Below are 13,213 nucleotides of genomic sequence, written 5' to 3' on the forward strand. Positions count from 1 at the left end.
CAGTGGCCATATTCTACTGAGCATCCGCGCCATGCCGCATGGCGCCATGTTTCGGCACTGTTACAGGGCCGGCCGGCGCGCCCGCGGCCAGCAGCGCGGCCACGTCGGCCGCGGGCGCCGGGCGGTGCAGATAAAAGCCCTGTACCTGGGGGCAGCCCAGCCGCCGCAGCTGCGCCAGCTGTTCACCGTTTTCCACGCCCTCGGCCAGCGCCTGCAAGCCCAAGCCCCGCGCCAGGGCAAGGGTCGAGGCGACGATGACGGCGTCGCGGCCGCCGCTGGCCACGTCGTGGATGAAGCAGCGGTCGATCTTGATGGTATGAATCGGCAGCATCCTGACATGGCTCAGCCCCGAATGGCCGGTGCCGTAATCGTCGAGCGAAATGGCCAGGCCCAGCGCGCGCAGCCGGCGCAATACCTGCGTCGCCTGCGCCATGTCGTCGATGCAGCAGCTTTCCGTCACTTCCAGCTCCAGCAGGCCGGCAGGTATGGCGTGGCGCCGCAAGCAGCCCAGCACAAAATCGGGTAACTGCGCCGACAAATGCGGCTGGCACAGCTGGCGCGCCGAGACGTTCACGGCGACCGGCACCACGGGCAGGCCCGCCGCGCGCCAATGCGCCAGCTGGCGACAGGCCGCGTCGATGCCCCAGTTGCCCAGCGCGGCAATGGCGTTCGTCCGCTCGGCCAGGCCGATGAATTCGTTCGGATAGACGAGGCCGTGGTGCGGGTGGTTCCAGCGCAGCAGCGCCTCCAGGCCGACCAGGCGCAACTGCGCCGTATCGAACTTGCCCTGGTAGTGAAAGCAGAATTCGCCGTCGACGATGGCCCTGTCCAGGCGCCCCTGCAACTCCCGGCTGCGCGCCGGCGCCCGGCACAGCCGCGCCAGCGCGCCGTGCCAGAACCTTGCCAGGCGCGCCACTAGGCCAGCAGACGCGGTACGGCCGGCGCAGTGCGGCCCGCCAGAACCGCCGGCCCCTGGCGCAGGCGAAACACGCTGACCACCTGCAGCAGCCTGGCCGCCTCGCCTTCCAGCGATTGCGAAGCGGCCGCCGCCTCTTCCACCAGGGCCGCGTTCTGCTGCGTCACTTCGTCCATCTGCACGACCGCCTGGCTGACCTGGCCGATGCCCGTACTTTGCTCGGCGCTGGCCGCCGTGATGTCGGCCACCATCTGGCTCACGCGTCCCACGGCCGCCACCACGTCCCGCATCGTGGCGCCGGCCTGTGCAACCAGCGCCGCGCCTGCGTCCACCTGCTGCGTGGAGGTGGCGATCAGGGCGCGGATATCGCGCGCCGCCGCCGCGCTGCGCTGCGCCAGATTGCGCACTTCCGTTGCCACGACGGCAAAGCCGCGCCCCTGCTCGCCCGCGCGCGCCGCTTCCACGGCCGCATTCAGGGCCAGTATATTCGTCTGGAAGGCCAGCATGTCGATCACGCCGATGATGTCGGCCATCTGCGCCGACGAGGCGCTGATGGCGTCCATCGTATGGATCACCTGGCCCACGGCTTGCCCGCCGGCGCCGGCGATGTTCGCCGCCTCGACGGCCAGCACGCTGGCATGGCGGGCATTGTCCGCGTTCTGCTGCACGGTGGAGTTCAGTTCCTCCATGGCCGACGCAGTCTGTTCGAGCGAGCTGGCCTGCTCCTCGGTGCGCGAGGACAGGTCGATATTGCCGGCCGCGATTTGCGACGAGGCCGTGGCGATGGTGTCAGTGCCGCTGCGCACCTGCTGCACGATGTCGAGCAGGTTGCCGTTCATGATGCTCAGCGCGTCGAGCAGCTTGCCCGTTTCATCGCCGCCGTGGCGGCCGAAGGTCGACGTCAGGTCGCCGGCAGCCACGGTCTGCGCCACTGCCAGGGCATGGCGCAGCGGATGGACGATGCTGCGCGTGACCAGCCAGGCGGTAAGGAGCGAAAAGAGCACGGCCAGCGCGCTCAGCGCCAGCATCATGTTGCGCGCCGTGGCGTGTTCCGCGCGCACCTGGGCGCCCGCCTCCTCCATCAGCCCATGCTGGTGCGCGATCAGGCTTTCCAGCGCCGCCATGTAGCGCAGCTGGTCGCCCCGCACCGTGCCGAGCAGCAAGCTGGTCGCTTCATCGCGCGCGCCCTCTTCCAGCAAGGCCAGTACCTTGTCGCGCCCGCCGTTGAACGCGGCGCGCGCCTGCGTCACGGCCGCCATCAACTGGCGGCCCTGCAGCGACGTTACCACCTGTTCCAGCTGCGCCAGCCCCTTTTCCGTTTCGCCGCCTGCCCTGGCGATCGTGGCGCGTTCCTGCGCCAGCTGCTGCGGCTCCGTCATCAGCAGCAGGTTGCGCGAGGAGCGCGCGATGATGTTGACATTCTTGATGATGTCGTTGGCCAGCACGGTTTTCGGATATTTGTCATTGATCACGTCGCGCATGCGCAGCTCCAGGCTGGACAGGCGCAGCATGCCCAGCACGGCGGTCGCCAGCAGCAGCAAGGTCAACAATGCAAAGGCGCAGCGCAGGCGCGTGCCGATTTTCATATTTGCCATCTTTATTCGCATCCTTCAGTGTGGTGCATCGGTCATCACGCCGGGCTCGCATGCAAGGCTGACGGCAATGGCTGCCGCCTGCCATGAATGGCTGGACGCAGCAGGCGGAAGGGTCAGCCGGGATGTGGCCGAGGCGGGAACAAGGGCGGTACGGCAGGCAGTGTGAGTTATCTCACAGGCAATGTCGCGTTAAGTTTTGAAAAGATTTGCTTAGATGGCAAAACAGCTATTTTTATAACGCTGTTTTTTTAGTAAGTAGTAACCGCAGTTCGAACCGCAGTGCGACCCTGTGCGCGCATGTGAAAACGGCCGCGCAAGGCGGCCGTCCGGTAGCGCATGCTGGCGCCGTCAATCGATCAGAACACTTCCCACTCGTCGTCGCGCGGCGCGCTCTGGCGCTGGGACGGCACGGCGTGCAAGGCCGGGCGGCCCGCAGCGGGACGCGGCGCAGGCCGCGATGCCGGACGCTTCAGCGCCGCGCTGGCCGCCACGGCGCGCGGCGCGGCCGGCTTTGCGTTCGCGTTTGCCCGCGCGGCAGGCGCCTGGGCGCCATCGAGCTTGAAGACGCTGACCACCTGGGCCAGCTGGCCCGATTGCTCCTGCAGCGATTCGGCCGCGGCGGCCGCCTCTTCCACCAGGGCCGCGTTTTGCTGCGTCACCTGGTCCATCTGGCCGATGGCCTGGTTGATCTGGTCGATGCCCGAGCTTTGTTCCTGCGTGGCCAGGCTGATTTCCGCCATGATGTCCGTCACGCGCTGCACGCTGGAGACGATTTCGGCCATCGTGCTGCCCGCCTCGGCCACCAGCTTGCTGCCCGCATCCACTGCCACGACGGAGTCGCCGATCAGGGTCTTGATTTCCTTCGCTGCGGCGGCCGAGCGTTGCGCCAGATTGCGCACTTCCGTGGCCACGACGGCAAAGCCGCGTCCCTGCTCGCCCGCGCGCGCCGCTTCCACGGCCGCATTCAGGGCCAGGATATTCGTCTGGAAGGCGATGCCGTCGATGACGGAAATGATGTCGACGATCTTGCGCGACGAGTCGTTGATGGCGTCCATGGTCTCGACCACCTTGCCCACCACGGCGCCGCCCTTGACCGCCACGCCCGAGGCGCTCAGCGCCAGCTGGTTGGCCTGCTGGGCGTTGTCGGCATTCTGCCGCACGGTCGACGTCAGCTCTTCCATCGACGACGCCGTCTCTTCCAGCGAACTGGCTTGCTCTTCCGTGCGCGAGGACAGGTCCAGGTTGCCGCTGGCAATTTCCGACGACGCCGTGGCGATGGTCTCCGTGCCGCTGCGCACCTGGCCGACGATGCTGACCAGGCTGGAATTCATGTCCTTGAGCGCCTGCAGCAGCTGACCCGTTTCTTCCGTCGTGTGTACCTCGATGTGGCTCGTCAGGTCGCCCGAAGCCACCGTTTGCGCCACTTTCACGGCCGAATTGATCGGCTGCGTGATGGCGCGCGTGATATAGGCGGCGCAGCCGATGCCCAGCGCGGAGGCCAGCAAGCCAAGGATGACCATCAGGCTTTCCGAGCGGATCACGGCCGCGCTGCCATCCTTGACGCTGGCGTCGGCCACGCCGTTATTGAGCTTGATGATCTCGTTGAGCGTGCCTTCGGCCTTGCCGAACAGGCTGCGCGAGTCCTGGTACTGCTTGTAGAACGCCGCGAACAACTCTTTCTGCCGCGGCTCGTCGCGGTTGTCGGCCAGCTGGCGCAAGATGGCGCGCACCTTGTCGTCGTCCGCCTTCCATGCCGTCCACTCGCCCTGGAAGCGCTTCCACAGCACGGCTTCCTCGGCGGTTTGCGGCAGCGGTTCGTACAGCTTGCGGCCCGCCTCGATATTGTTCCAGGCCTTGGTGCGCAGCTGCAGCGCTTCCGCGAACTTGTCCTGTGCCTGGTAATTGTTTTCATACATGGCGGCCGTCAGGGTGGCGGCGGCAACGGCCGTCTGGCCTTCGTTGATCATCATCAAGCCCTGGATCGACGGCAGGCGCACCACGCCGATTTCATTGACGGCGTTGCCCACGGTGGCGATGCCCGTGTAGCCGCTGATGCCCACCACCAGCAAGGCCACCATCATCACGGCGACAAGCGTCGCCAACTTCCATTTGATCAGTAAATTCTTAAACATGGCGAGGTCCTTTATAAAGTCACGAAGACTGCTGGCGAAGTTGGGGCTGGCATGTTCGAGTAAAACAGCTGACACTTGTATAAAGGTGGCGGGGATAGGGCGTACGCTTCGTTACAATTGGCGAGATTTTATAAGTGGAAGCATAGTGGAAAACAGGCGCGCTGGCTGTCAAATACTTGATACAAAACAATATTTATTTCTTTACTGTGGCGCGCATTGCACAGCGGTCAAAAAAATTGACATAGCGCCCCGCTTTGGTGCAAAAAAATCCCCATGCCTCACTATTGGCTACGCAGTTGATAGTCGTATAAGATGAGCAACAAGCAAACAACAGGCAGACCATGGCTTATCCTATCGAACACAAACTGGTGATCGGGGTTGCTTCCAGCGCCCTGTTCGACCTGGCCGAATCGCACCAGGTCTATCTCGACAACGGACCCGAGGAATACCGCAAGTACCAGGAAACGCATGTCGACACGGTCTTGCCGCGCGGCGTGGCCTTCCCCTTCATCCGCCGTTTCCTGAACATCAACAAGCACTATCCGCGCCAGTCGCCCGTGGAAGTGGTGCTGTTTTCGCGCAATTCGCCGGAAACGGGCTTGCGCGTCATGCATTCGATCGCCCACTATGGCCTGGACATTTCGCGCGCCGCCTTCATGACGGGCAAGTCGCCCTATCCCTACCTGCCCGCCTTCAACGCGTCGCTGTTCCTCAGCGCGAATGAAGACGACGTACGCAGCGCGCTGGCCTGCGACTACCCGGCCGGCCTGGTGCTGCCGTCGCGCACGGAAGACGACGAAAACGACGAGGAACTGCGCGTGGCCTTCGATTTCGACGGCGTGATCGCCGACGACGAAGCGGAAACCGTCTTCAAGCGCAACAATGACGTCGATGAATTCCACGCCCATGAAACCCTGAACGTGGGCACGCCGCACCGCCCCGGCCCGCTGGCCGGCCTGTTCCAGAAGCTGGCCACCATGCAGCGCCTGGAAGAAAGGGCCCAGCGGCGCGACCCCGGTTATAAAAAGATCCTGCGCATCGCCATCATCACGGCGCGCAACGCGCCTTCGCACGAGCGCGTCGTGACGACCCTGAAAAGCTGGGGCGTGGCGGCCGACGAGACGTTTTTCCTCGGCGGCATGGACAAATCGCGCGTGCTGGCCGTGTTCAAGCCGCATATCTTCTTCGATGACCAGCTGAGCCACCTCAAATCGGCGGGCGGCACGATACCCATGGTGCATGTTCCTTTCGGTGTCGCGAATATGCGCGCGGGCGATGGTCTATAATCCTGCCTGTCAGCGCCGTCACTGGCGGCGCGGCGCGCACCACAGCTGTCCCATTCAACTGCCTCTGCCACTAGTGTCATCGCCTGCATGTCCTTAGACTTAACAAAAGCCCTCCCCAAGCCCGGCAACCGCTATGCGCTGCCCGCCCTGTATGGTTCATCCGACGCCTATGCCCTGGCGCTGGCCGCTTTGGCCTTGAAAGCGCGGGGCCAGATGCTGGCCGTGGTGGTGGCGCAGGCCAGCGACGGCCAGCGCCTGCTCGATGAAATCCCTTGGTTTGGCGGCAAGGAACTGCGCTGCCACCTGCTGCCGGACTGGGAAACCCTGCCCTACGATGCGTTTTCGCCGCACCAGGACCTGGTCTCCGAGCGCCTGGCCACGCTGCATGAAATCCAGACGCGCCAGTGCGACGTGCTGATCGTGCCGGCCACCACGGCGCTCGTGCGCCTGGCGCCGCCGTCCTTCCTGGCCGCCTACACCTTCTTCTTCAAGAAGGGCGAAAAGCTCGACGAGGCGCGCCTGAAGTCGCAGCTGACCCTGGCCGGCTACAGCCATGTTTCGCAAGTGATGTCGCCCGGCGAATACTCGGTGCGCGGCGGCCTGCTCGACCTGTTCCCCATGGGGTCGGCCCTGCCCTACCGCCTGGACCTGTTCGGCGACACCATCGAGACCATCCGCACCTTCGACGCCGACACCCAGCGCTCGCTGTATCCCGTGCATGAAGTACGGCTGCTGCCGGGCCGTGAATTTCCCATGGACGAAGCGGCGCGCACCACCTTCCGCAACCGCTGGCGCGAACAGTTCGAGGGCGATCCATCGCGCTCGGTCGTCTACAAGGACATCAGCAGCGGCATCGCCTCGGCCGGCATCGAATATTATCTGCCCCTGTTCTTCGAGCAGACGGCCACCCTGTTCGACTACCTGCCGCCCGACGCCTCGCTGGCCCTGGTGGGCGAGATCGACTCTGCCATCGGCCGCTTCTGGAGCGATACCCAGTCGCGCTACCGTTTCCTGAAGGCGGACCGCGAACGTCCCATCCTGCCGCCCGAGTCGCTGTTCCTGTCCGACGAGCAGTTCTTCGGCCTGGCCAAGCCGTATGCGCGCCTGGCGATAAGCAAATCGAACGATGCGCTGGCGTCCGAACTGTCGGCGCCCGTGCCGAACATCGCCGTCAACCGCCGCGCCGACGATCCGCTGGCCAACCTGCGCAGCTATTTGCTGCAATCGGGGCGCCGCGTGATGATCTGCGCCGAATCGAACGGCCGCCGCGAAACCTTGCAGCAGTACTTCAGCGAATACGACCTGCATTTGACGCCGGTGGAAGGCAGCGATGGCTTTTTGCAATCCGACACCAAGCTGATGCTGGGCGTGGCGCCGCTGCATGCGGGCTTCGAGCTGTTTACGCCGGCAGGAAATCTATCCTTCATCACCGAGACGGAGCTGTATGCCGGTTCCGGCCGCCGGGTCGGCAGCAAGAAGCAGGAAGGCGTGACGCAGGTCGAGTCGATGGTGCGCGACCTGTCGGAGCTGAAAATCGGCGACCCCGTCGTGCACATCAACCATGGCATCGGGCGCTACATGGGCCTGACCAGCATGGACCTGGGCGAAGGCGAGACGGAATTTTTGCACCTGGAATACGCGAAGGACACGAAACTGTACGTGCCCGTGTCGCAGCTGCACGTCATTTCGCGCTATTCGGGCGCCTCGCCGGAAGACGCGCCGCTGCACTCGCTCGGTTCGGGCCAGTGGGAAAAAGCGAAAAAACGCGCCGCCGAACAGGTGCGCGACACGGCCGCCGAGCTGCTCAACCTGTATGCGCGCCGCGCGCTGCGCCAGGGCCACTCGTTCGAATTCTCGTCGCACGACTACCAGCGTTTCGCCGACAGCTTCGGCTTCGACGAAACGCCGGACCAGGCCGAGGCCATCCACAACGTCATCAAGGACATGACCTCGGGCAAACCGATGGACCGCCTCGTCTGTGGCGACGTCGGTTTCGGCAAGACGGAAGTGGCGCTGCGCGCAGCCTTCATCGCTGTCATGGGCGGCAAGCAGGTAGCCATCCTGGCGCCCACCACCCTGCTGGCCGAGCAGCATGCGCAAACCTTCGCCGACCGCTTCGCCGACTGGCCCGTGCGCATCGCGGAGCTGTCGCGCTTCCGCAGCGGCAAGGAGATCACGCAGGCGTTCAAGGGCATGGCCGACGGCACCATCGACATCGTCATCGGCACGCACAAGCTGCTGTCCGACGACGTGAAGTTTACCCGCCTGGGCCTCGTCATCATCGACGAGGAACACAGGTTCGGCGTGCGCCAGAAGGAAGCGCTGAAAGCCTTGCGCGCGGAAGTGGACGTGCTGACGCTGACGGCCACGCCGATCCCGCGTACCCTGGGCATGGCCCTGGAAGGCTTGCGCGACTTTTCCATCATCGCCACGGCGCCGCAAAAGCGTCTGGCCATCAAGACTTTTGTTCGCAGCGAAGGCGAAGCCATCATCCGCGAAGCGTGCCTGCGCGAACTCAAACGGGGCGGCCAGATCTACTTCCTGCACAACGAGGTGGAAACCATCCAAAACCGCCTGGCCATGCTGACGGAACTGCTGCCCGAGGCGCGCATCGCCGTGGCGCACGGCCAGATGCACGAGCGCGACCTGGAAAAGGTCATGCGCGACTTCGTTGCCCAGCGTTTCAATATTTTGCTGTGCACGACCATCATTGAAACGGGCATCGACGTACCGACGGCGAACACCATCATCATGCACCGCGCCGACAAGTTCGGCCTGGCGCAGCTGCACCAGCTGCGCGGCCGGGTGGGACGCTCGCATCACCAGGCTTACGCCTACCTGCTGGTGCATGACGTACAGGGTCTCACCAAGCTGGCGCAGCGCCGCCTGGACGCCATCCAGCAGATGGAAGAACTGGGCAGCGGCTTTTACCTGGCCATGCACGACCTGGAAATCCGCGGCGCCGGCGAGGTGCTGGGCGAGAGCCAGTCGGGCGAAATGACGGAAATCGGCTTCCAGCTGTATTCGGACATGCTCAACGAAGCCGTGCGCTCGCTGAAAGCGGGCAAGGAGCCGGACCTGGCCGCGCCGCTGGCGTCGACGACAGAGATCAACCTGCACGTGCCGGCCCTGCTGCCGGCGGACTTCTGCGGCGACGTGCACGAGCGCCTGTCGATCTACAAGCGCCTGGCCAACTGCGCCACGCAAGAGAAGATCGACGATATCCAGGAAGAGTTGATCGACCGCTTCGGCAAGCTGCCCGACGCCGTCAAGGCCCTGGTCGAGACGCACCGTTTGCGCATCGCGGCGAAAACCGTGGGCATCGTCAAGATCGATGTGCATGGCGAGGCGGCCACCCTGCAATTCATGGCCAAGCCGCCCATCGATCCGATGCGCATCATCGACCTGATCCAGAAAAACCGCCATATCAAGCTGCATGGCCAGGACAAGCTGAAAATCACGGCCGCCATGCCGGACCTGGCCGCGCGCGTGACGCAAATCAAGACCACCATCAAGCAATTGACGGTGTAGACCATTTCGACAATTAATGCAGGACTGCCCCATGACCAATACCAAGACCATCACCATGAATCTGATCCTGCAGGGCCTGGACGGCGATAGCGCCCGCCTCGAACGCATCGCCGCGCTGGCCGCGCCGACGTCCGTCACGCGCCTCGGTCCGAACGCCGTGCGCTGCGAGCAGATCGCCTACTCGCCCGCACTGCGCCCCACGATCGAAGTGGCGGCCCAGGCGGCGCAGCTGGACGCCACCTACATGATGGGACAGCGCGAGCTTAGTGAATTCAAGCTCGTGGCGATGGACATGGATTCGACCCTGATCACCATCGAGTGCATCGATGAAATCGCCGACATGCAGGGCTTGAAACCGCAAGTGGCGGCCATCACGGAAGCGGCCATGCGCGGCGAGCTCGATTTTGCCGCCAGCCTGAAACAGCGCGTGGCCCTGCTCGAAGGCCTCGATGCATCGGCCCTGCAGCGCGTCTACGACGAGCGTTTGAAACTGTCGCCGGGCGCGGAAGCCATGCTGGCGGCCGTGCAAAAGGCCGGCCTGAAAACTCTGCTGGTGTCGGGCGGCTTTACTTTCTTCACCGAGCGCCTGAAGGAGCGCCTGGGCCTCGACTACACGCATGCGAACGCACTGGAAATCGTCGACGGCAAACTGACGGGCAAAGTCCTGGGCGGCATCGTCGACGCCGAGGAAAAGCAGCGCACGGTGGAGCGCGTGTGCGCGGAACTGGGCATTTCCCCGTCCGAAGCCATCGTCATGGGCGACGGCGCCAACGACTTGAAGATGATGGGCATCGCCGGCCTGTCGGTTGCCTTCCGCGCCAAGCCCGTGGTGCGCTCGCAAGCCGACGTGGCGCTGAACTTCGTGGGACTCGATGGCTTGCTCAACGTCCTGAGCTGAATCGGCCCCAGGTTAGGGCTATCGGGCGGGCGGTGCGCGCGCGATGGCATAAGTTTGCTATATTGCAAACTTGTGATCATCCCGCCAGCCCATCGTGAAAGAGCACCGCATGCCGCCACCGCTGCCAGAAGAAATACAACGCCACCTCGATATATTCGTCGCTGCCGCGCAGAAAGCCTTCGGCGCCGACCTGGCCGCCGCCGTGCTGTTTGGCTCGGCCGCCGATGGCCAGTTGCGCGCCACCTCCGACGTCAACCTGCTGTTGCTGCTCAAGCGCTTTACGCCGCAGGCGGCCGATGCGCTGCGCGGGCCCTTGCGCCTGGCGCACGCCGCCATCGATTTGCAGGTGATGTTCCTGCTCGAAAGCGAATTGACGCAGGCCGCCGACGCCTTCGCCGTCAAGTTCGCCGACATCATCGCGCGCCACCAGGTGCTGCATGGCGTTGATCCTTTCGCCAGCCTGCACACGAGCCGCGACGCCGTGCTGCGCCGGCTGCGGCAAGTGCTGCTGAACCAGCAGGTGCGCATGCGCGAACGGTATATGCTATTGAGCCTGAATGAAGAACAGCTGGCCGGCGCCATCGCCGACGCGGCCGGTCCCCTGCGTTCGGCCGCGGCCTCGCTGGCGCAGCTGGAAGACAAACCGGCGCAGTCCGGCAAGCAGGCGCTCGAAGCGTTTGTCGACCAGCTGGGCGAACCGGCCCTGCACGCTGCCCTGCAAGCCATGTCGGCGGCGCGCGAAACGGCGCGCCTGGCGCCGGGGCAGGCCCTGCCCGCCTTTACGGGCTTGATGACGATTACCGGACGCCTGCGCGAACACGCGGAGCAGATGCGGTGAACGGCGTGAATCCGTTTGACTGGAGCGGGCCATCATTCCTGCTGGCCTACCTGATCTTCGGCGCGCTCGTGTACTACCTCGTGCGCGAGCTGCTGATCCGCCAGGAATTGCGCAATCCGCACGCCCAGCTGTCGCTGGCCGACGATCCCTACCGCATTGCTTTTTTGCGCGGCGGCGCGCTCGAAGCCGTAAAGATCGCCGCCATCGTGCTGGTCGACCGCGGCTTGCTGCGCGCCGATGGCCCGCTGCTGGAAACGGCCAGCGCCGACAGCCTGCGCTTCGCCAGCCACGACATCGAACGCGACGTGCTGCGCCTGTACCTGGGCCGCCAGGGCCACAGCAAGGAACTGGCCGTGCAGGCCGAGATGCTGCCGTCGTGCCGCGCCTACCAGGAGACCTTGACGCAGCAGGAATTGCTGGTCGGCCCGCAGCTGCTGCGCCGGCGCGAACGCATCACCTGGGCCGCGCACTGGCTGCTGCTGACGGTGGCCGCCGTCAAGGCCGTCATCGCCATCAGCCGCCAGCACTACAACCTGCTGTTCCTGGCGGTCCTGCTGGCGATTTTTCTCCTCATGCTGCGCGGCCTGCGCACCCAGGCGACCAGCTGGAGCGCGCAGCGGCTGCTGACCGACTTGCGCATGTTGTTCGGCCGCCTGAACATGCGCTCGGCGCGCCTGCAGGCGGGCAGCAGCAGCGCCGACATGGCCCTGCTGGCCGCCATCTTCGGCATCGGTGCCCTGCCCTTGTCCGTGTACGCGTATGTCGCCGAGCTGTATCCGGTGCCCCGGCAAAATGGCGGTGGCGACTCCTCGTCCAGCAGCACGGGCGACTCGGGCGACTCGTCATCGGGCGGCGGCGGTGACGGCGGCGGCAGCGGCTGTGGCGGATGCGGCGGTGGCGGCGGCTGTGGCAGTTAGCCAGGAGACCACGCGCGACCGCGTCGGCCTGGGCTGGCGCGGCGAACTGGCCGCCGGCATCCTGTCCAACTTGGCGCGGATCGACGTGCTGGAAGTGATCGCCGACGATTATTACGGCGCCTCGCGCGCCGGCATCGCCGCCTTGCGCAGCCTGGCGCGCCAGGTGCCGGTCAGCTTGCACGGCGTGGGCATGGGGCTGGCGTCGACGATTCCCGCCGACCCGCGCCGCCTGCATGCGATGGCGCGCCTGATGAAAGAAGTGCAGGCGGAGTCGTGGTCAGAGCACCTGAGTTTCGTGCGCGCCGGCGGCGTCGAGATCGGCCACCTAGCGGCGCCGCCGCGCACACCGCACAGCGCCGCCGGCGCGATCGCCAATATCGCGCTAGCCACGCGCATCGTCGGCAGCGCGCCGCTGATGGAAAACATCGCCACCCTGGTCCAGCCGCCAGCCAGCACCCTGGACGAAGCGGCATGGCTGGCGCAGATTATCCACGGCGCGCAAGTGCCGCTGCTGCTCGACCTGCACAACCTGTATGCGAATGCCGTCAATGCCGGCGAGTCGCCGCATGAACTATTGCTGCGCCTGCCGCTGGACAGGGTGGGCGCCGTGCACCTGAGCGGCGGCCACTGGATCGCTGCGCCGGGCGGCGGCCAGCGCCTGCTGGACGACCATCTGCACGACGTGCCGCCCGAAGTCTTTGCTTTATTGACGGTGCTGGCGCGCCATGCGCCGCAACCGTTGACGGTGATCGTCGAACGCGACGGAAATTATCCGTCGTTCGAGCATGTGCTGGGCCAGCTGGCATTGGCGCGCGCGGCCTTGCGCGCGGGACGCAGCGCATGAGTTCCCCCGCACTGGAAACCTTGCTGGCAAAGCTGTACACGGACGACGCCCTGCGTGCCGCCTTCCTGCTCGAGCCCCGCGCGCAAGCCTTGCTGCATGGCTTGTCGCCGCAGGAAGCGGAGGCGATGGCGGCGATGGACCGCATCGGCCTGCAAATGGCGGCAGCCAGCTATCGTTCCAAGCGCACCGCACACGGTACCCGGGCGGCACCGGCGCAACGCTGGTGGCGCCGGCTGCTGGCCATCTGGACCTGACG

Annotated in this window: 10 protein-coding genes; 7 read left to right on the plus strand and 3 right to left on the minus strand. The window is 65.3% G+C overall.

Annotated elements, in window-relative coordinates; translation table 11 throughout:
• Positions 1–13: 13 nt before the first annotated feature.
• From ASN89_RS15795 to ASN89_RS15805, 3 genes are all read right to left on the minus strand, one after another.
• On the minus strand, positions 14–916 hold the full coding sequence (locus ASN89_RS15795; protein ID WP_058049925.1) for an EAL domain-containing protein: 903 nt from the start codon (positions 914–916) through the stop codon (positions 14–16).
• A complete protein-coding gene (locus ASN89_RS29785; RefSeq protein WP_321166359.1) occupies positions 916–2,511 on the minus strand; it encodes a methyl-accepting chemotaxis protein in 1,596 nt (531 codons plus the stop codon). Before ASN89_RS29785 ends, ASN89_RS15795 begins: the two co-directional genes overlap by 1 nt.
• A gap of 356 nt (positions 2,512–2,867) precedes the next feature.
• On the minus strand, positions 2,868–4,643 hold the full coding sequence (locus ASN89_RS15805) for a methyl-accepting chemotaxis protein (protein ID WP_058049926.1): 1,776 nt from the start codon (positions 4,641–4,643) through the stop codon (positions 2,868–2,870).
• 341 nt (positions 4,644–4,984) lie between these two features.
• On the opposite strand from ASN89_RS15805, the gene ASN89_RS15810 reads away from it, so the two are divergent.
• From ASN89_RS15810 to ASN89_RS15840, 7 genes are all read left to right on the plus strand, one after another.
• On the plus strand, positions 4,985–5,929 hold the full coding sequence (locus ASN89_RS15810; protein WP_058049927.1) for a 5'-nucleotidase: 945 nt from the start codon (positions 4,985–4,987) through the stop codon (positions 5,927–5,929).
• A gap of 87 nt (positions 5,930–6,016) precedes the next feature.
• The gene (gene mfd, locus ASN89_RS15815; protein WP_058049928.1) at positions 6,017–9,460 is read left to right on the plus strand and encodes a transcription-repair coupling factor; all 3,444 of its coding nucleotides are present in this window, start codon (positions 6,017–6,019) and stop codon (positions 9,458–9,460) included.
• A 55-nt stretch (positions 9,461–9,515) separates the two neighbouring features.
• Complete coding sequence (gene serB / locus ASN89_RS15820; RefSeq protein WP_046683143.1) at positions 9,516–10,358, plus strand: phosphoserine phosphatase SerB; 843 nt, start codon at positions 9,516–9,518, stop codon at positions 10,356–10,358.
• A gap of 109 nt (positions 10,359–10,467) precedes the next feature.
• Positions 10,468–11,196 (plus strand): nucleotidyltransferase domain-containing protein, encoded by a 729-nt coding sequence (locus tag ASN89_RS15825; protein WP_152988587.1) that lies wholly within the window; start codon positions 10,468–10,470, stop codon positions 11,194–11,196.
• A complete protein-coding gene (locus ASN89_RS15830) occupies positions 11,193–12,113 on the plus strand; it encodes a TIGR04222 domain-containing membrane protein (protein ID WP_058049930.1) in 921 nt (306 codons plus the stop codon). The genes ASN89_RS15825 and ASN89_RS15830 overlap by 4 nt, the downstream gene beginning before the upstream one ends.
• Positions 12,103–12,957, plus strand: coding sequence for a DUF692 domain-containing protein (locus tag ASN89_RS15835; protein WP_161911775.1), 855 nt, complete (start codon positions 12,103–12,105; stop codon positions 12,955–12,957). The genes ASN89_RS15830 and ASN89_RS15835 overlap by 11 nt, the downstream gene beginning before the upstream one ends.
• Complete coding sequence (locus ASN89_RS15840; protein ID WP_058049932.1) at positions 12,954–13,211, plus strand: hypothetical protein; 258 nt, start codon at positions 12,954–12,956, stop codon at positions 13,209–13,211. The genes ASN89_RS15835 and ASN89_RS15840 overlap by 4 nt, the downstream gene beginning before the upstream one ends.
• The last annotated feature ends 2 nt before the right edge of the window (positions 13,212–13,213 follow it).

The sequence above is a fragment of the Janthinobacterium sp. Ant5-2-1 genome, from assembly GCF_001445815.1.
Taxonomy (GTDB): Bacteria; Pseudomonadota; Gammaproteobacteria; order Burkholderiales; family Burkholderiaceae_D; genus Janthinobacterium; species Janthinobacterium lividum_E.